We start from the raw sequence: 19150 nt of genomic DNA on the forward strand, positions 1-19150 counted from the left end.
TCAGTGCCCCCCTGTAGGCAGCGGTGACTGCAACCACTGTGCATAGGCTTGCGCATGGCTGGCGAGGACTTCCGGTTTTTGACGCCGCGCCCAGTAAATAATCATGGGATTCATCCAATGCATATGACACATAGCTGCCGTCAATTCGAAGGGACGCAAAATGTCCTCCATCGGATAGCGGTTGTAGCCCCCCACCCGATAAGCACCTTCCGGCTCACCGGTGGTGATCACCGAACGCCAATATTTGCCGGTCAAAGCATGTCCGCCGACGCCATTGGCAAAGCCACGCGCCAGCACCCGATCCAGCCACTCCTTCAGCAACGCCGGGCAGCTGTAGGTATAAAGGGGGTGTTGAAAGACGATAATTTGATGCTCACGCAGCAATTCCTGCTCATGGTGAATATCAATAAAGAAATCCGGATAATGTGCATAAAGATCGTGCACGGTGACATGTTCTAACTGCTGCACCGGTTGCAGCAAAACCCGGTTAGCGACCGAGTCCTGTGATTCCGGATGGGCATACAGCAGCAAAACCTTCGGTGGCTGCGACATCATTCCCCTCCAAAGCGTCGTCAGGGTCCGGTTTTTCCGTTACCATGCTTCGCAAAGACTAAAAAGACTAAGATTTATACCCAAAGTGATTGGTGTTGCAGTCAGGCAAAGCGAGCGACCCCCGATATGAGCAGTGATTCGGGTGAGTCAACGCCGCTAAAACCCCTACAACGTCAAGGACGAAGGGGATAACAATTTAACATACTCTAAACATACGGCACTCTATGATTGTTTTTTCTTCGCTTCAAATTCGACGTGGTACCCGCGTCTTGCTGGACAACGCTACAGCAACGATTAACCCCGGCCAGAAAGTTGGGTTAGTCGGCAAAAACGGTTGTGGTAAATCCACCCTGCTGGCGCTGCTCAAAGGCGAACTGAGCGCCGATGGGGGCAATGCAACTTTCCCTAGCAACTGGGCGCTGGCCTGGGTTAATCAGGAGACCCCGGCACTGGATATTCCGGCGATAGAGTATGTCATCGACGGCGACCGTGAATATCGTCAATTGGAGGCTGAGCTTCAGGCTGCCAACGAAAAAAATGATGGTCATGCCATTGCCACCGTGCACGGCAAGCTCGACGCCATCCATGCCTGGACCATTCAGTCCCGCGCCGCCAGTTTGCTCAATGGGCTGGGCTTCTCCCAAGATCAATTACAGCAGCCAGTGCGCTCCTTCTCAGGGGGCTGGCGTATGCGCCTTAACTTGGCACAGGCGCTGCTTTGTCGCTCTGATCTGCTGCTGCTGGATGAACCGACCAACCACTTGGACTTGGATGCGGTTATCTGGCTGGAAAAATGGCTGAAGAGCTACAGCGGGACACTGGTGCTGATCTCCCATGACCGTGATTTCCTTGATCCTATTATTGATAAGATCTTACATATTGAACAGCAGACGCTGAATGAATATACCGGTAACTATTCATCTTTCGAACGCCAGCGCGCCACCAAACTGTCGCAGCAGCAATCGATGTATCAGCATCAGCAAGAAAAAGTCGCGCATTTACAAAGCTATATCGACCGTTTCCGTGCGCAGGCCACCAAGGCAAAGCAGGCCCAGAGCCGCATTAAAATGCTCGAACGCATGGAGCTGATTGCCCCTGCTCACGTCGATAACCCGTTCCACTTCAGCTTCCGCACGCCAGAGAGCTTGCCAGACCCTCTGCTACGGATGGATAAAGTCAGCGCGGGCTACGGCGATAAAACTATTTTGCAATCCATCAAGCTGAACTTGGTGCCCGGTTCACGTATCGGCCTGCTGGGCCGCAACGGTGCGGGTAAATCCACCCTGATTAAGTTGTTGGCTGGCACACTGGAACCGCAAAGCGGCGAGATTGGCCTGTCCAAAGGCATCAAACTGGGTTACTTCGCCCAGCATCAACTTGAATTCTTACGCGCAGATGAATCTCCGCTACAACATATGAGTCGCTTGGCCCCCAAAGAGTCGGAACAGCAGCTACGTGACTACTTAGGCGGCTACGGTTTTCAGGGCGATCAGGTGACTGACCCTACCGCTCGCTTCTCTGGCGGCGAAAAGGCGCGACTGGTCTTGGCGCTGATTATCTGGCAGCGCCCTAACCTGCTGCTGCTGGATGAACCGACCAACCACCTTGACCTTGATATGCGTCAGGCACTGACTGAGGCGCTAATTGATTTTGAGGGCGCATTAGTGGTGGTCTCCCATGACCGTCATTTGCTACGATCTACCACCGATGACCTCTATTTGGTGCACGATGGCAAAGTGGAGCAGTTCGACGGCGATCTGGAAGACTACCAGCAGTTTTTGGTGGATGTGCAGCGCCAGCAAAGCCAGCAGGACAGCCCAGCCAAAGAGCTATCGGGCAATAGCGCCCAGCAGCGTAAAGATCAAAAACGCCGCGATGCCGAGTTCCGCAGCCAGACTCAGCCACTGCGTAAGCAGATTATGACGCTGGAAAAACAGATGGAAAAGCTCACCACCGAGTTAACCGCCATCGAAGAACAACTGGCCGATTCAGCACTATACGACATCGCCCGTAAGACGGATCTGACCCAATGCCTACAGCAGCAGATTCAGGTGAAGTCCAAGCTGGAAGAGACCGAAATGCAGTGGCTGGACGCGCAGGAGCAACTGGAAGATATCACCAAGCAATTTGAGGCGGAGTAATCAGCATGATGCCAATTGAAGTCAGTATCATTGTTCCGGTTTATAACTGTGAAACCTATCTCGTCGAGTTGCTGGATTCATTGAGAAGCCAAGCAGATGTCTCATTTGAAATCATCGCCGTGAATGATGGTTCGACGGACACCAGCCCAGAGAAGCTCGCAGACATTGCCCGCAATGATAGCCGACTGGTGATTATCAATCAGACGAATCAAGGTCTGTCCGCCGCCCGCAACGCCGGTATCGCGCAGGCCAAGGGCCAGTGGATCGCCTTTGTCGATGGCGATGACTGGCTCGCACCCAATGCGCTGCACCGCTGGTTAACACAAGCCAAAGAGCAGTCGCTGGATTTACTCATTGGCAACGGTTATCGATTCACCACTCATCCTGCGGTACAAACAGAAGTGCCCTTACTGCATAAACAGCCATGGGGCGAGGTGTTGGATGGTCAACAGTGGATTATGCGCAGTGTCGAACAGGATGAGTGGCCGCATTTTGCTTGGTTGCAACTGATTCGCCGCGAGGTGATCGCCGACAATCAGCTGGCCTTTATCCGCGACATGGTGCATGAGGATATCTTGTGGACTACCCAACTGGCGCGGGTCGCCAAGCGGATAGGGTTCTGCCAGCAGCCGTTTTACGGCTATCGCACCAATCCGGAATCCATCACCAACTCGCCGTCGCCACAAGCATTACTGCGTCGCGCGAATAGTTATCTTGATATCATTCATGGGCTGGTTGAGATTGCGGCCAGTAGCCCATCGGCGTTACGCAAAACGCTGCTGCGCCATGCCAACCGCGAGAGTGGTCATCTGCTGGGGCTGATACGTAAGAAGATAACGGACCCTCTTGCTCGCCGTACGTTAGCCAAACGGTTTTTCGCCCTCGGCTTACCCGCCGCGCTGTTCCGTGGCAGTACCACCTTCAGTGAGTTTTGGCGGGCGTTACGTTGCAATCTGACCTTGGGCTTTTATACCAAAAAGTAGCCTGTTAAGGCCGGAATACGGGCTTGTCGCCTAAAATCGTCGCGCGGTGCATCACTCGCCGCTGCGGCAGATAATCGGCATTGGCATAGTGCTGGGTGACGCGGTTATCCCAGATAGCCACATCGTCCTGCTGCCAGCGCCAGCGCACTTGAAATTCCGGTTTGGTGGCATGGGCAAAGAGGAAACGCAGTATCGCGTTACTCTCTTTTGCACTCAGGTCAACAATTCGCGTAGTGAATCCCTCATTGACGAACAATGCCTGACGTCCGGTCACCGGATGGGTGCGTACCACTGGATGTAACAGGGGTGGATTCTTCTCTTTGCCCAGTAACCAGCGCTGATGTTCCTCCGGCGTCCCACGGTTTTTGTGCTCTGGGAAGGAGTGCGCAAAGTCGTGCTCAGCCCGCAACCCCGCTAAAAGCTGCTTGAATGGCGCAGACAGTGCGTCATAAGCCGCCACTCCGCTGCTCCACAAGGTATCACCACCCGTGGCGGGAAGCTGCTTGGCGGCCAAAATCGCGCCCAAGGGCGGATTCTCGATAAAGGTCACGTCAGTGTGCCAGTTGTCATTGTCCGGCGGATTGTTGTCGTGAGTATCCAGCACGATAATCTCTTCGCACTCTTTGGTGTGCGGATAGACCGGATGAATATGTAGGTCACCAAAACGCCCTGCCAGCTCGCGCTGCTGCAAGGGCGTGATGGGCTGATTGCGGAAAAAGAGCACCTGATGCTTGAGCAGCGCATGATAAAGCTGCTCAAACTGACCGTCGCCCAGCGGGCGGGCAATATTAATGTTCTCAACCAACGCGCCAATATGCGGCCCCAAAGGGGTCACGACCAAACGTTCATTCATTGCTGTGCTCCATACCAAGGCGTTAACCGGCGTTGAATCGCCCGCAAACTCAATTCCATCCCAAAAGCGATAATGGCGATCACACTGATACCGGCAATCACCACGTCGGTGGCGAGAAACTCACCGGCGGATTGCACCATAAAGCCCAATCCGCGTGTGGCGGCGATGAGTTCCGCAGCCACCAAGGTTGACCAACCCACACCCAACCCAATGCGGATGCCAGTTAAAATTTCCGGTAGTGCACTCGGCAGCACCACAAAACGTAACACCTGCCAGCGGCTGGCCCCCAATGCACGGGCCGCTCTAACGCGCACCTCGGCCACACTGCGCACTCCCGCCACGGCGGCCAAGGTCACTGGAGCAAATATCGCCATATAGATCAGCAGAATTTTTGAGGTTTCACCGATACCAAACCAGATCACCATCAGCGGTAAATAAGCTAACGGCGGTACTGGGCGATAAATTTCGATCAGCGGGTCCAGCACCGCACGCACTCTGCTGCTGAGGCCCATCGCAATACCGGTTGGCACCCCGAGCGCCACAGCGGCGAAGAGGGCGATTAAAATGCGCCCCAAACTGGCGGCCAGATGCTGCCATAAGGTGGCATCCATAAATCCCTGCGGGCTGGCAATCACCAATAGCTGATGCAATACCTGCTGCGGTGCGGGTAAAAACAGCGGGCTGATCAGCTGCAACGCCGTCACCCACCACCACAGCGCCACCACAGTAATCACTGTGCCAATGCTGAGCCACAAACCATTCGCTACCGATGAACGGCGGCGCGGCGGCTTCTTGGCGACGGCGCGCGCAGTTAGCGGTGCATCAGCGGCCGATGGATGAGGTAATGCGCTGTCAGGTAATGAACTGTCGCGTAACGTCCCGTGTAGACTCATACCAGCGCCTCCCGCTGTTGGAAGACTTTGCCCAGCACGTATTCACGGCGGGCGATAAATTCAGGATCAGATTTGATGCTGCGGCACGCTTCTCCATCGGCATAGCGCTGACCAAAGTTCAGAGATAACCGCTCGACCACCTGCCCTGGCCCCGGTGACAGCAACAACAGTTCGCTGGCCAGAAACACTGCTTCTTCGATATCGTGGGTGATCAGCAGAATCTGCTTACCGGTATCACGCCAAATCGTCAGCAACAGCTCTTGCATCTGTTCGCGGGTAAAAGCATCCAGAGCGCCGAAGGGCTCATCCAGTAACAATAAGCGCGGGTCGACCGCCAGTGCGCGGGCAATCCCCACCCGCTGACGCATACCGCCAGACAGCTGCCAAATGTGGTGATGCTCGAAACCGGCTAACCCCACGCGATTCAACATTTTCAGCGCCGTGGCCCGCCGCTGTGATTTGCTTAATCCCGCCAGTTGCAGGCCAAACTCCACATTGCTGACCACATCACGCCACGGCAGTAAACCCTCATGCTGGAACACCACTCCCCGCTCGGCGCTTGGGCCGTGAACCGGTTTGTCATCCAGAGTGATGCTGCCAGCTGAAGGCTCCATAAACCCGGCAATCAAATTCAGTAATGTGGTTTTACCGCAGCCCGATGGCCCCAATACCACGACCAACTGGCCCGATGCGATTTGTAGCGACACATCCTGTAAGGCAGGTTTGCCCTGATATTCGGCCCACAGGCCGCGCACGTTTAGCATGATGGCTCCTAAGACTGCGGCGTGGCCTGCACGGCTTTCACAAAGCGGTCAGTGACGAAATCATGATAATCACTCGCCACTTGCGGGATTTTGCCTTGTTGTTTGAGGAATGCGGCGGTGTCGCGGATCGCCTGATCCACTGGCTGACCGAGCTGCGTTATCTGGTCGGTGACTGGCAGATAGGTGTTGCCCTTCACCAGTTCCGGGACTTGATCCGTCGGCACACCACTTAAGCGCGCCAGTTGGCTGAGATTCTGCTGGTTTTTGAGCCACTGATCCGGCTGCGCCAGATAGGCCCCTTGGGCGGCTAAAGCACTGCGGGCAAAGGCGGTCACCACTTCAGGATGGGCTTGGGCGAAGTCTTTGCGCACCACCCAGACATCCAGCGTTGGCGCGCCCCATTGGCCCACTTGGGCGGAATCAGTTAGCACCGTGCCAGTTTTAGCGAGTTCGTTAACGGCAGGAGCCCAGACATAAGCGCCGTCAATATCCCCCCGCTGCCAGGCCGCCGCAATGGCGGGAGGCTGCAAGTTGAGAATGGTGACCTGATCCGGCTTGATACCCCAATGTTTCAGCGCGGCCAGCAGGCTGTAATGGGTCGTGGAGATAAAGGGCACGGCAATGCGCTTGCCGATTAAATCTTGTGGCGTTTTGATCTCTTTTTTCACCACCAGCGCTTCAGAACTCCCCAGCTGTGAGGCCAGCAGGAAGACTTCAATCGGGACATTTTGGCTAGCGGCAACCGCCAGCGGGCTGGAGCCTATATTGCCGATCTGCACATCCCCAGAAGCTAATGCTCTGACCACGCTGGAGCCGCTATCAAACTTGCGCCAATCGACATTGGCACCGGATAGCTTGGCAAAACTGTTATCCGCCTGCGCGACTTTCGCCGGTTCAGCAGAAGTTTGGTACGCCACCGTGACATCGACAGCGTGGGCACTGGTCGCGACCAGTGACAGGGCCAAGAGTGCGCCAGTGGGCCGTAAGAAACCGCGAATTGCGGTGGCAAGATGCGCAGTAGAAAAGGTTATCGCCATTGGTTGACTCCGCTCAGTTAACTGTCTCATTCGCTGTTGTTGCGACCCGAAGCGCACCCGGCGCTTTGAGATGACAGTGTTACCTGAAGGAGGAATTAGGTAAAAGGAATAAAAAAATATTCTTTATTCCTTTTGGTGATAATTGAGTTGGGAAAGGATCGGCTATGACGCTCACTTAGAGCAGGATGCTGCCACTCATGAAAATATGGGAATCTCCGGCAATTAGGGTGCGATCACCCGCTAACGTGCAAAATAGCTCGCCACCTCGTGCTGATATCTGGCGAGCATGCAATGACACCCTGCCCAATCGGGCCACCCAGTAGGGCATCAAGGTGCAATGGGCTGAGCCAGTCACCGGATCTTCATTGCTGCTGAGGGTAAAGTAGCGCGAGACAAAATCCACCTCATCACCGGGTGCGGTGACAATCACACCACGGCCTGTGTAAGCAATCAGCGCGGCGATATCGGGCTGCAACTGCCGCACCTGTTGCTCGCTTTCCAGCACGACCAGCAGGGATTTTGCCTGCCACAACTGCTGAATATCCGCACCGATCAGGGCTGGCAGCGCTGCCGGAATCGCGATTTGCTCAGGGGGTAACGAGGGGAAATTCAGGGCCAATCGGCCAAAGTTATCGGCATCACGCGTGACGTATAGGTCACCGCTGGCGCTGCGAAAGCAGATATCATGCAAGCCGGGATTCACCATGCTAAACATCACATGCGCCGCAGCCAAGGTGCCGTGACCACACAAATCCACCTCACGTTCTGGCGTAAACCAGCGGATCGCCGATTTATCCCCTTCATCCCAGACAAAACTGGTTTCTGGCAGATTAATCTCGGCAGCGATGCGCTGCATCTGCTCAGCAGAGAGCGGTTTTTTCAGCAAATAGACGCCAGCCGGATTACCGGAAAGCCCCGCGCCGATAAACGCATCAACATGAAAATAGTTACAGGCCATCAATTAGCTCCAGTGATTGGTCAATGCCAAATCAACAACACACAAGCTGCCGTCAGCAAGCCCATTGAGATATTAAAGGTAAACCAGGCGCGACGGCTGCGCAGCAAGCGGCCAATCAAGGTGCCAAAACCCAGCCAAATAATGCCCGCCACCAGATTCACCATAAACATACCTAAGCTAATCATGACGATGGAGTGGTTATAAGCCGCGCCTGCCATACTAAAACTGGCGACTGAGCCTAATCCCATCAGCCAAGCTTTTGGATTCAGGAATTGTAATAACCAGCCCTGATACAAACGTAGCGGCTTTGGCGGCACGACATTGGTTTCCAACTTTTCATAGGCGGAAGTGGCAATTTTCCATGCCAGCCACAGCAGATACAGGCTACCCAGAATTTTCAGAATCAGGTGGATGGAGGGGTAGATCAGAATCAGGCCGCCGACGCCAAAAGCCACCAATATCAGCATGCTCTGCATACCTAACATAATGCCTAACATCAGCCAGATAGAGCGCATAAAACCAAAATTGGCCCCCGCAGAGGTGAGCAACATATTATTCGGACCAGGGGTAATAGCAGCAACCCAGAGAAAACCTACCATTGAGAGAAATAAACTCAGTTCCATGAGACGGGTGCCTCCCACCCAAAATGATGCGCGATATACCCATGAAGCTAACAGTGTGCTATTGATCACACAAGAGCAACGACATGATTTCCATTCACTATATGCATGAATTATTTCGTCCGCTGGCCGGAGCCAGTAATCCACATCTGCAAACGCTGCTGCCCCGATTGGTTAGGCGGCGTGTGCAGCTGCAACCTTTTTGGCAACGTCTGGAATTGCCCGATGGCGATTTTGTCGATCTGGCCTGGAGTGAAAACCCCGAGCTGGCGCGGGATAAGCCCCGAGTGGTGCTGTTCCATGGCCTGGAAGGAAACTTTTACAGCCCTTATGCCCATGGTTTACTGCGTGCATGGCAAGCCGAAGGCTGGCTGGGAGTGGTGATGCATTTTCGTGGATGCAGTGGCGAGCCGAATCGTAAGGCACGCATTTATCATTCTGGCGAAACTGAAGATGCGCGCTTCTTTTTGCGTTGGCTGCGGGAAACTTATGGTCAGGTCCCCACCGCCGCCGTGGGCGTCTCGTTGGGCGGCAATATGTTGGCGATGTATTTGGCGGAGCAAGGGCAGTTGGCGCAACAAGGACAGGAGAGTCTATTGCAAGCCGCCGTGGTAGTTTCAGCGCCACTGATGCTGGAGCCTTGCGCGAACCGTATGGAACAAGGCTTTTCGCGAGTCTATCAGCGCTATTTACTGGGGCAGTTGAAGTTAAACGCCACCCGTAAGCTGTTACGTTACCCCGGTAGCTTGCCGCTGGGGCTGCCGCAATTGAAAGAGTTGCGGCGAGTCAGAGATTTCGATGAAGCAATCACCGCCAAAATACATGGCTTTAATGATGCACTGGATTATTATCGCCGTTGCAGCGCCCTGCCGCTATTGCCGCAGATTAAGATTCCACTGCTGATCATTCATGCCAAAGATGACCCTTTTATGACGGCGGAAGTCATTCCCAACCTCGATACGCTGCCGAGCAATATTGATTATCAGTTAACTGAGCATGGCGGCCACGTCGGTTTTGTCGGCGGCTCCTTGCAACACCCTCAAATGTGGCTGGAACAACGCATTCCCGCCTGGCTTTCCCCTTATTTGGAGCAACAGCAATGATCATTCCCTGGCAGCAAGTCGACGGCGAAACGCTGGATAATCTGCTGGAAGCCTTTGTGCTGCGTGAAGGCACCGATTACGGCGAACATGAGCGTTCATTGGCGCAAAAAGTTGAGGATGTCCGCCGCCAACTGGTGAGCGGTGACGCCGTTTTAGTCTGGTCCGAGTTACACGAAACCATCAATATCATGCCCCGAGGCTCTTTCCGCGCCGATGCAGAAGAGCAGCCATAATCGTCTTCTGGTCGTAAACAGATTTGATGAAAATCAAGGTGACAAGCCGGACACTTTGCCCTAAAAATAACCTTTACCGATAAGATGAACAGGCAAATGCCGCCCGGCCACTGAGGCTCTCACCCCATGGAGTTACCGCTAATATGTCAACTAAACATCCAGTCATAGCCGTTACCGGCTCAAGTGGCGCAGGGACCACCACCACCAGTCTGGCGTTTCGTAAAATATTTCAGCAGTTGAATATTCGCGCGGCACAAATTGAAGGTGACAGTTTCCATCGCTATACCCGCCCCGAAATGGATGCTGCTATCCGTAAGGCGCGGGATCAAGGCCGACATATCAGCTATTTTGGCCCTGAAGCCAATGACTTTGGTCAGTTGGAGCAGAGTGTGTCGGAATACGGCAAGCACGGGACTGGGCGTTCGCGTAAGTACTTACATACCTACGATGAAGCCGTGCCTTATAACCAAATTCCAGGGACATTCACTCCGTGGGAGTCACTGCCAGAACCCACCGATGTGCTGTTTTATGAAGGGCTACACGGCGGTGTCGTGACCGAGCATCATGATGTGGCAAAGCACGTCGATTTATTGGTGGGCGTAGTGCCTATCGTCAATCTGGAATGGATTCAAAAGCTAGTGCGCGATACCGGCGAGCGCGGTCACTCCCGTGAAGCGGTGATGGATTCCGTGGTGCGATCGATGGACGATTACATTAACTACATTACGCCACAGTTCTCACGCACCCATATTAACTTCCAGCGCGTGCCGACCGTTGATACCTCAAACCCCTTTGCGGCTAAAGCTATTCCGTCGCTGGATGAAAGTTTTGTTGTCATTCATTTCCGAGGTTTGGATCAGATCGACTTCCCCTACTTGCTGGCAATGCTGCAAGGGTCATTTATCTCCAATATCAATACCTTGGTAGTGCCTGGCGGGAAGATGGGGTTGGCAATGGAGCTGATTATGGCACCGTTGGTACAGCAGTTATTAGAGGGTAAGAAGATAGGCTAATCTCCTCCGTTCTTGGCGTTGCAGCGGTGTTTTCTGCCTTGCTGCAACACCAATAACTTTGGACATGACTAAATTGCTGGTTAATTAACCGATTTCGCGGATTTCAAAACTGTGGGTAATAGTCGCTGCTTTACCTAGCATCAGGGAAACGGAGCAATATTTCTCTGCTGACAACTCAACTGCACGCTCAACAATTTTGTCGGTGAGGCCCTTACCGCTGACGATGAAGTGCAAATTGATCTGCGTAAACAGACGCGGCGCTTCTTCGCGACGCTGAGAAGTTAACGTGACCTCACAATCGCGCACATCGTTACGCCCTTTTTGCAAAATCGACACCACATCAATCGCGCTACAGCCACCGGCTGACATCAACAACATTTCCATCGGGCTAGGTGCCTTATCGCCGGCATTTCCATCCATCAAAACTTGATGTCCTGACGCCGATTCACCCAAAAATGTCAGCCCCTCAACCCACTTTACACGTGCCTGCATAACGCTCGCTCCCAGTTAAATTTCCTGATCCAGACTACCCTTTCATTTAGAAACTCGCAATGTAACCCGATGTTCATCATGCTGAAGCGATACAACACAAGACACTGACCTCATCCTGTGCTACAAACAGAACCGAAAGTGTTGTTCTAGAATTAAATAGGGTAGTGATCAATACTCAGTGAAGGGTTTCTATCCGGTACGTATATTGGCTATACCTTTCGGCAGTTGAGCAAATTAATATGCTAATAGAAAGTGTATTTTAAAAGCACGCCGTACAGGGAACTCTGAGCCCTGTTAAGTTAGGCAGCGATAACAACAGAGGATAACAGCGAATGGTTCTCGGCAAGCCACAAACAGACCCGACTCTCGAATGGTTCCTGTCTCATTGCCATATCCACAAATATCCATCGAAGAGTACGCTAATTCACCAAGGTGAAAAGGCCGAAACGCTTTACTACATCGTGAAAGGCTCCGTTGCGGTGCTGATCAAAGATGAAGAAGGTAAAGAGATGATTCTCTCCTATTTAAACCAGGGGGATTTCATCGGCGAGCTTGGATTATTTGAAGAAGGCCAAGAGCGTAGTGCCTGGGTTAGAGCAAAAACCGCCTGTGAAGTGGCTGAAATTTCTTACAAAAAATTCCGTCAGCTGATTCAGGTAAATCCAGATATCTTGATGCGCCTGTCTTCACAAATGGCGAACCGCCTTCAGATTACATCCGAGAAAGTGGGTAACCTCGCTTTCCTTGATGTCACTGGGCGCATTGCACAAACGCTGCTTAATCTGGCAAAACAACCTGATGCCATGACCCACCCAGATGGGATGCAGATTAAGATTACTCGCCAGGAAATTGGTCAGATAGTTGGCTGCTCCCGCGAAACTGTGGGGCGGATACTAAAAATGCTGGAAGATCAAAACCTGATCTCCGCACACGGTAAAACGATTGTCGTTTACGGCACCCGTTAATTCCCTCTAAACCGGTGCCGATAACCCTCGGCACCGGTTTTCTTAATCTTTTGTGATCAATAAATTTCTGGGGCCTACATGAATTGGCAACGGGTTATTTATCATCCTGAAGTAAACTACGCATTACGCCAAACATTGGTTCTTTGCCTGCCAGCAGCTCTAGGCTTTGCCATAGGCGAGCTGCGACTCGGACTGATGTTCTCCCTGATACCTGCGTGTTGCAATATTGCCTCGCTGGATACACCGCACCAACACTTCTTCCGGCGGCTGATTATAGGCGGCGCGCTCTTTACACTGAGCAGCTTTCTGACTCAGCAGCTGTTGCTGTGGCACATTCCCTTGCCGTGGATCATGCTCGGACTGGCACTGGTACTCGGTGTAAACGGTACGATCAGCCCCCTTCATGGCCGTTTACTGCCTGCCGCGTTAATCGCCGCAATATTCAGCCTCAGCATGGTTGGTCGCGCACCTATTTGGCAAGCGCCGCTGTTGTGCGCCGTCGGGACACTCTGGTATGGGGTCTTTAACTGGCTGTGGTTCCGATTATGCAGAGACCAGCCGATCCGCGAGCCATTAAGCCAGCTTTATCATTTGCTGGCTGATTATTGCGATGCTAAATACAACCTACTCTCTCAGCATGTTGAACCGGAAAAGGCGATCCCCCCATTGCTCGATCGGCAACAGGGGATAATGGACAAAATTAACCAGCTTTATCAGCAATTCAACTTAATCAGCAATGCCACCAAGGCCGAGAGAAAACGGCTATTGGGGCTATTCCAGATGGCGCTCGACCTGCAAGAGCATATTACTGCGGCGCTGAATCAGTCAGATAAAGTGCAAGACCTGTTGGAGCACAGTCAGATTGAGGCGGTACTTCAGCGCAATATGCAGATTATCTCGGCTCAGATGCGTACTATTGCCGATGATATTCTCTACCACCACCATGCTAAGACACATTTCACCGCTGGTGATGCGTTGGTTGAACTGGAAGAGATAGCCCAACAGCACCCCAATAACTCAGTGGCGCAATTTTCCTACTACCATATCAGTCACATTATCCAAATCCTGAGTGACCGACGCCCGCTGTATGACCGCGAGTTAATGTCCAGCCAGCAACAGCAGCCGTTTTGGCCCGCCTTCGTCAGTTACCTGTCATTTAAATCGATTGCGTTGCGCGATGCAGCGCGACTGGGGGTAACGCTGGCGGCAGGCAGCTATATTGGTGCCTTGATGCACCTGCCAAAACCTTATTGGATCTTGCTCACCGTGATGCTGGTGGTACAAAACGGCTATAACGCCACCAAGGTGCGTATCCACCACCGTGCCCTCGGAACACTGATCGGGCTGATTTTGGCGGCAGGTTTGCTGCATTTGCGGATGCCGGAAGGGGTGACGCTGGGCATTATGTTGCTCATCACACTGGCATCCTATCTGGTGCAACGTAAGAACTACGGGCTGGCGGTGATCGGTCGAACCATCACTGCGGTGTATATCTTGCAGCTATTAACCGGCGAAGGCGCTGACTTTTTAGTCCCGCGTCTGTTGGATACCTTAATCGGTTGTGCGTTGGCCTTTGGCAGCACCTTATGGCTGTGGCCCCAGTGGCAGAGCGGGTTACTGCGTAAGAATGCGCATCAGGCGTTGGGAGCTTACCAGAAGATTCTACGTTTGTTGCTGACCCCTCACCCTGATATTGTCCAGCTCTCCTATGAACGCATTCAGGTGAACAAAGCCAGTAACACGGTCTTAAGCTCACTGAATCAGGCGATGCAAGAACCCGGTTTCAACTCAAAATATTTGGCTGATATGCGGCTGTGGGCGACCCATAGCGAGTTGATTGTTGGGCATATCAACGAAATGACTATTCTGACGCGGGATCATCCATTGACTGAATCAACCACGCCGTCTGAGGAGGATCACAACCGCATGAATGCTGCGCTGGCGACAGAATATTTGCAGTTATGTGAGATGGCAATTCAGCAGTGCCAGCAGCGGCTGGAGTCAGACAGCAGCGGGGGAGATGATGATTTTGTGCAAGCGCCGGATGTCGCCCCCGATACACAAATCTCTGAACTGGAACGTAATTTGCGGCGGATTCTGTCACATTTAAGTGTTATGCATACCGTTTCGTCGATGGCCTGGCAGCAGCAGCCCCACCATGGTATTTGGCGCAGTCACAAGTTGCGTGATCAGACGTAAAAAGAAGCAAGAGAGGGAGGCCAAGCGCCTCCCTTCGATAACATTACCGGAGAGTAAATTTAGTTCCCATTCACCAGACTGGCGATGGCTCTCTCCAAACACGCCATTCCTTGCTGGATATCATCTAGCTCAATTACCAGCGAAGGCGCTAAGCGCAGCACATCTGGCCCCGCATTGAGAATCATCAGACCCTGCGCCGCCGCTGCCGTCAGGAACTCCCGCGCACGGCCTCGGTATTGCGGCGCTAACTCAGCACCAATTAGCAGCCCCATGCCGCGGATATCACTAAACACAGAGTACTTACGGTTAATCACTTGCAGAGCCTGCACAAACAGGCCATGGCGCTGTTCAATACCTTCAAGGACCTCTGGGGTATTAATCACATCCAGCGCGGCCTCAGCAACCGCACAAGCCAGCGGATTACCGCCATAAGTGGTGCCATGGGTGCCTACGGCCATTACCGAGGCAATCTCTTCGGTGGTGAGCATCGCACTGATCGGAAAACCGCCGCCCAAGGCTTTCGCCGTAGTGAGAATATCGGGCGTCACGCCATAGTGCATATAGGTGAAAAGCTTGCCGCTACGGCCCATGCCGCTTTGTACTTCGTCGAACACCAACAGCGCTTTGTGTTGGGTACAGAGATCGCGCACCCCTTGCAGGAACTCAAGTGTTGCGGCGGTAATCCCGCCCTCCCCTTGAATCGGCTCCAGCACCACCGCACAGGTGTGGTCATCCATCACAGCTTTCACTGCGGCCAGATCATTAAATGGCACATGGATGATGTCGGCTGGTTTTGGGCCAAAACCATCGGAGTACTTTGGCTGACCACCAACGGATACGGTAAACAAGGTCCGGCCATGGAATGCATTGTGGAAAGCAATGATTTTGGTTTTATACGGGCTATGGCGCTCAATGGCGTAATGACGGGCCAACTTAAATGCAGCTTCATTCGCTTCACCGCCTGAATTGGCGAAAAACACCCGATCGGCAAAGGTCGCAGCAATCAGTTTTTGCGCCAAACGCAGCGCGGGCTCATTGGTGAATACATTACTGGTATGCCACAACGTCTCACCCTGCTGATGCAATGCCGCTACCAATGCCGGATGGCAGTGGCCGAGCGCAGTCACCGCGATCCCGCCAGCAAAATCAACGTATTCCGTGCCTTGCTGATCCCATACTCGACTACCTTTTCCTTTTACCGGAATAAACTGCGCTGGTGCATAAACAGGCAAGATAACCTGATCGAATGTACTGCGATTAACTGCTAGTTTATCTGCCATTGCACTGCCCACCTAAGATAATCCATTGAGCCGCCAATTACTGACGAGTGAGAATATAATCACAAAATATGCATAAAAAATCACAATCAAGCAAACAAAAAGATCACTTTATTGATGAATCAATCTCAACTCATTAATTTTTAAGAAAATTAGCCAACAATTGATGGCCCTGCTCACTGAGGATGCTCTCTGGATGAAACTGCACGCCCTCCAGTGGCAATGTGCGGTGGCGGATGCCCATGATCTCATCCATCACCCCCTCTTGCTCCGTCCATGCGGTTAGCTCAAAACACGCAGGCAGTGAATCGGCGTCAATGACTAACGAGTGATAGCGAGTCACCGTCAGCGGCTGATTCAGCCCTTGAAAGACGCCTTGATTATTGTGGCAAATCGCCGTGGTCTTGCCATGCATCACCTGCCGCGCCCGCACAATGCGCGCGCCAAAAGCTTGCCCTAGCGCCTGATGACCCAGACAAACCCCCAGTATTGGCAATTTACCGGCAAAATGGCTGATGGCCGCCAATGAGATCCCCGCTTCATTCGGCGTGCAAGGGCCGGGCGATATCACCAAATGCGACGGCGATAACTTTTCAATATCAGCCAGTTGCACTTCATCATTACGCTTCACCACCACCTGCGCGCCCAGCTCACAAAAATACTGGTACAGGTTGTAGGTAAATGAATCGTAATTATCGATTAATAACAGCATGTTATTTCATCCTACTGATCTGTAGACGAGTCAGGTTATTCTATTTAGCGCCGATTATTTGGATGTGCGTATTTTTGCACACATGCCCATTATTATGAAATTTGAGTCAATCAACTTGTTGCGCTGTTTAGACAATGGTGCAATCATGCGTGTGAGTAATGCGCATGACCACGGGGGTAAATAGCGATGGCAACAAAGCGTTCGGTGAATGTCACTCTTGATCCAGATCTGTATGAGAGAGCCAAGCTGGCAGGATTAAACTTGTCCCAATTATTGGCCGAAAAAGTGAAAAGCCGTATTCATGAAATTGAAATGGCAAAATGGCAAGCAGATAACAGAGTTGGCTTGGAAGAGCTCAATAGAATCACAGAAGAGCACGGATTACTTTCTGACGATTACAGGACGTTCTGAGGATGCAATTTACTATCTATAATAACTTAAGCAACAGCACCGATTACCCTTACTTGATTGATGTACAAAGTGATCTTATTGATGTGCTCACAACTCGACTCGTCATCCCACTATTTCCCATCAGGAAAATCCGAGCGCAGCCCCCCGAACGTCTATGTCCGGTAATTGATGTATGCGGAGACAGATTTGTTGTCATGACCCACGAAATGGCCAGTATCCGACGTAGCTTGCTTGGGGATGTTGCAGGTAACGCATCATCGGATAGAGGCCGTATAAAAAATGCTATTGATTTCTTGATAGATGGCTTCTGATCAGCTTAACGCTTACGCCCACCGGTAATTGACCCCAGAACGCCACGCAGAATTTGTCGGCCGAGATCACGCGCCATGCTTTTCGCTGCGGTCTGGACGATACCATCATGTCTGCCGCCCCGTGGGCCGGTAGAACCAAAGAGTAAATCATTCAGTCCGCCCATCAAACCACCGCCACTATTTTGCTGTTCAGCCGGTTGCTGAGGCGCTGCCGCCTCCCCTGGCGCCGCACTCCCCATAGTCGAGAAGCCGCCAGCGGATAATTTTTCATAGGCAGATTCACGGTCGACCATCTCTTCATAGCGACCATAGAGGGGTGAATGATTGATGGCGTGATTGCGTGCTGCTGCATCCAATGCACCCATTTTTGATTGTGGCGCGATAACCATGCCTCGCTCCACCACATTGGGCCGTCCTTTCTCGTCGAGGAAGGAGATCAACGCTTCACCGACAGCCAATTCGGTAATCACCTGTTCGGCGCTGAAGGCAGGATTAGCACGCATGGTTTGTGCTGCCGCTTTCACCGCTTTTTGGTCGCGCGGGGTAAAGGCACGCAGGGCATGTTGCACGCGGTTGCCCAACTGACCAAGAATTTTATCCGGGATATCCAGCGGGTTTTGCGTCACGAAATAGATGCCGACACCTTTTGAGCGGATCAGCCGCACCACTTGCTCAACTTTGTCCACCAGCGCCGCAGGGGCATCGGTGAAGAGCAGATGGGCCTCGTCAAAGAAAAAGACCAATTTAGGTTTTTCGACATCGCCCACTTCCGGAAGCTGCTCGAACAGCTCAGCCAGCAACCAAAGCAGGAAAATGGCGTATAACTTGGGCTGATTGATCAGCCGATCCGCCGCCAGCAGGTTGATAATCCCCTGTCCGTTGCTGTCGGTCTGCATTAAATCGTGGATATCCAGCATCGGCTCACCAAAGAATTGATTCGCCCCCTGCTCTTCCAGGGTCAGCAGACCCCGCTGGATGGCCCCAATCGAGGCCGGAGTGACGTTGCCATATTGGGTGCGGAACTGTTTGGCATTGTCGCCGACGAACTGCACGATAGCGCGCAGATCTTTCATGTCCAGCAGCAGTAGTCCGTTATCGTCGGCGATCTTAAACACTAATTGCAGTACGCCGCTTTGCACGTCATTCAGATCAAGCAGACGGCCTAGCAGCAGTGGGCCAAGGTCAGAGAGGGTGGCGCGGATTGGATGGCCTTTTTCCGCGAAAATATCCCAAGGCACAATCGGGCATGCCTGTGGCTGCCAGTCAGTGACACCTATCGCGGCCAGCCGGGATTCCAGTTTCTCCGAAGCAACACCTTCAGCGCCAATGCCGGAGAGGTCCCCTTTCACATCCGCCAGGAATACGGGTACGCCAATGCGGGAGAATTGCTCGGCCATCTTTTGCAAAGTGACGGTTTTACCGGTCCCCGTCGCCCCAGTAATCAAGCCATGGCGGTTTGCCAGTGCCGATAGAATCACCAAGTCTTGCGCCGGCAGTGCTTTGCCGATAAGTAATGTTTCGCTCATAAACCTTTCACCCCATCGCTGCTAGATAATTGATTATAAGCATGCCATTGGCGCAAACGGATTAATTTATATCGGAATGGGATTTGGGTAGGGATAAGCCAGCTTTC

At 52.7% G+C, this 19150-nt stretch carries 20 protein-coding genes; 9 read left to right on the forward strand and 11 right to left on the reverse strand.

Annotated features, from left to right (window positions below):
• A complete protein-coding gene (gene kefG / locus ACZ76_RS07855) occupies positions 1 to 552 on the reverse strand; it encodes a glutathione-regulated potassium-efflux system ancillary protein KefG (protein WP_019213286.1) in 552 nt (183 codons plus the stop codon).
• A gap of 224 nt (positions 553 to 776) precedes the next feature.
• Between kefG and ACZ76_RS07860 the strand changes: the two genes are divergently transcribed.
• Positions 777 to 2693: an ABC transporter ATP-binding protein gene (locus ACZ76_RS07860; protein ID WP_048618258.1), complete on the forward strand. Its 1917-nt coding sequence runs from the start codon at positions 777 to 779 to the stop codon at positions 2691 to 2693.
• A gap of 5 nt (positions 2694 to 2698) precedes the next feature.
• The gene (locus ACZ76_RS07865; RefSeq protein ID WP_048618260.1) at positions 2699 to 3676 is read left to right on the forward strand and encodes a glycosyltransferase; all 978 of its coding nucleotides are present in this window, start codon (positions 2699 to 2701) and stop codon (positions 3674 to 3676) included.
• A gap of 4 nt (positions 3677 to 3680) precedes the next feature.
• Here the strand turns inward: ACZ76_RS07865 and tauD are convergent, their stop codons facing one another.
• The 6 genes from tauD to ACZ76_RS07895 form a co-directional block, all read right to left on the reverse strand.
• The gene (gene tauD, locus ACZ76_RS07870; protein ID WP_048618262.1) at positions 3681 to 4529 is read right to left on the reverse strand and encodes a taurine dioxygenase; all 849 of its coding nucleotides are present in this window, start codon (positions 4527 to 4529) and stop codon (positions 3681 to 3683) included.
• Positions 4526 to 5422: a taurine ABC transporter permease TauC gene (tauC, locus tag ACZ76_RS07875; RefSeq protein ID WP_048618264.1), complete on the reverse strand. Its 897-nt coding sequence runs from the start codon at positions 5420 to 5422 to the stop codon at positions 4526 to 4528. The genes tauD and tauC overlap by 4 nt, the downstream gene beginning before the upstream one ends.
• Complete coding sequence (tauB, locus tag ACZ76_RS07880) at positions 5419 to 6186, reverse strand: taurine ABC transporter ATP-binding subunit (RefSeq protein ID WP_048618266.1); 768 nt, start codon at positions 6184 to 6186, stop codon at positions 5419 to 5421. Before tauB ends, tauC begins: the two co-directional genes overlap by 4 nt.
• A gap of 8 nt (positions 6187 to 6194) precedes the next feature.
• On the reverse strand, positions 6195 to 7223 hold the full coding sequence (gene tauA, locus ACZ76_RS07885; protein ID WP_048618267.1) for a taurine ABC transporter substrate-binding protein: 1029 nt from the start codon (positions 7221 to 7223) through the stop codon (positions 6195 to 6197).
• Between the two features lie 175 nt (positions 7224 to 7398).
• Positions 7399 to 8181, reverse strand: a complete 783-nt coding sequence (locus tag ACZ76_RS07890; protein ID WP_048618269.1) for a PhzF family phenazine biosynthesis protein — start codon at positions 8179 to 8181, stop codon at positions 7399 to 7401.
• Between the two features lie 20 nt (positions 8182 to 8201).
• Positions 8202 to 8804 carry a LysE family translocator gene (locus tag ACZ76_RS07895; protein ID WP_048618271.1) on the reverse strand — a complete coding sequence of 201 codons (603 nt, stop codon included), beginning with the start codon at positions 8802 to 8804 and terminating at the stop codon, positions 8202 to 8204.
• Between the two features lie 101 nt (positions 8805 to 8905).
• On the opposite strand from ACZ76_RS07895, the gene ACZ76_RS07900 reads away from it, so the two are divergent.
• From ACZ76_RS07900 to ACZ76_RS07910, 3 genes are all read left to right on the forward strand, one after another.
• Complete coding sequence (locus ACZ76_RS07900) at positions 8906 to 9904, forward strand: hydrolase (protein WP_048620235.1); 999 nt, start codon at positions 8906 to 8908, stop codon at positions 9902 to 9904.
• Entirely contained in the window at positions 9901 to 10137 is a 237-nt protein-coding gene (locus tag ACZ76_RS07905; RefSeq protein WP_048618273.1) for a YheU family protein, read from the forward strand. Before ACZ76_RS07900 ends, ACZ76_RS07905 begins: the two co-directional genes overlap by 4 nt.
• 143 nt (positions 10138 to 10280) lie before the next feature.
• Positions 10281 to 11150 (forward strand): phosphoribulokinase, encoded by an 870-nt coding sequence (locus tag ACZ76_RS07910; RefSeq protein WP_048618275.1) that lies wholly within the window; start codon positions 10281 to 10283, stop codon positions 11148 to 11150.
• A gap of 84 nt (positions 11151 to 11234) precedes the next feature.
• On the opposite strand, the gene ACZ76_RS07915 is transcribed toward ACZ76_RS07910, so the two are convergent.
• Entirely contained in the window at positions 11235 to 11642 is a 408-nt protein-coding gene (locus ACZ76_RS07915) for an OsmC family protein (protein WP_048618278.1), read from the reverse strand.
• A 332-nt stretch (positions 11643 to 11974) separates the two neighbouring features.
• On the opposite strand from ACZ76_RS07915, the gene crp reads away from it, so the two are divergent.
• Positions 11975 to 12607, forward strand: coding sequence for a cAMP-activated global transcriptional regulator CRP (gene crp, locus ACZ76_RS07920; RefSeq protein WP_002212297.1), 633 nt, complete (start codon positions 11975 to 11977; stop codon positions 12605 to 12607).
• A gap of 78 nt (positions 12608 to 12685) precedes the next feature.
• A complete protein-coding gene (locus tag ACZ76_RS07925) occupies positions 12686 to 14806 on the forward strand; it encodes a YccS/YhfK family putative transporter (protein ID WP_048618279.1) in 2121 nt (706 codons plus the stop codon).
• Positions 14807 to 14865: 59 nt separating this feature from the next.
• Here the strand turns inward: ACZ76_RS07925 and argD are convergent, their stop codons facing one another.
• Both argD and ACZ76_RS07935 read right to left on the reverse strand, forming a co-directional pair.
• On the reverse strand, positions 14866 to 16086 hold the full coding sequence (argD, locus tag ACZ76_RS07930) for a bifunctional acetylornithine/succinyldiaminopimelate transaminase (protein WP_048618281.1): 1221 nt from the start codon (positions 16084 to 16086) through the stop codon (positions 14866 to 14868).
• Between the two features lie 133 nt (positions 16087 to 16219).
• On the reverse strand, positions 16220 to 16795 hold the full coding sequence (locus tag ACZ76_RS07935) for an aminodeoxychorismate synthase component II (RefSeq protein WP_048618283.1): 576 nt from the start codon (positions 16793 to 16795) through the stop codon (positions 16220 to 16222).
• 186 nt (positions 16796 to 16981) lie between these two features.
• Between ACZ76_RS07935 and ACZ76_RS07940 the strand changes: the two genes are divergently transcribed.
• Positions 16982 to 17206 carry a type II toxin-antitoxin system CcdA family antitoxin gene (locus ACZ76_RS07940; protein WP_048618285.1) on the forward strand — a complete coding sequence of 75 codons (225 nt, stop codon included), beginning with the start codon at positions 16982 to 16984 and terminating at the stop codon, positions 17204 to 17206.
• Positions 17207 to 17208: 2 nt separating this feature from the next.
• Positions 17209 to 17517 (forward strand): CcdB family protein, encoded by a 309-nt coding sequence (locus ACZ76_RS07945; protein WP_048618287.1) that lies wholly within the window; start codon positions 17209 to 17211, stop codon positions 17515 to 17517.
• A 5-nt stretch (positions 17518 to 17522) separates the two neighbouring features.
• On the opposite strand, the gene ACZ76_RS07950 is transcribed toward ACZ76_RS07945, so the two are convergent.
• Entirely contained in the window at positions 17523 to 19043 is a 1521-nt protein-coding gene (locus ACZ76_RS07950; protein WP_048618289.1) for a helicase HerA-like domain-containing protein, read from the reverse strand.
• Positions 19044 to 19150 lie beyond the last annotated feature (107 nt).

The organism is Yersinia aleksiciae (genome assembly GCF_001047675.1).
GTDB lineage: Bacteria > Pseudomonadota > Gammaproteobacteria > Enterobacterales > Enterobacteriaceae > Yersinia > Yersinia aleksiciae.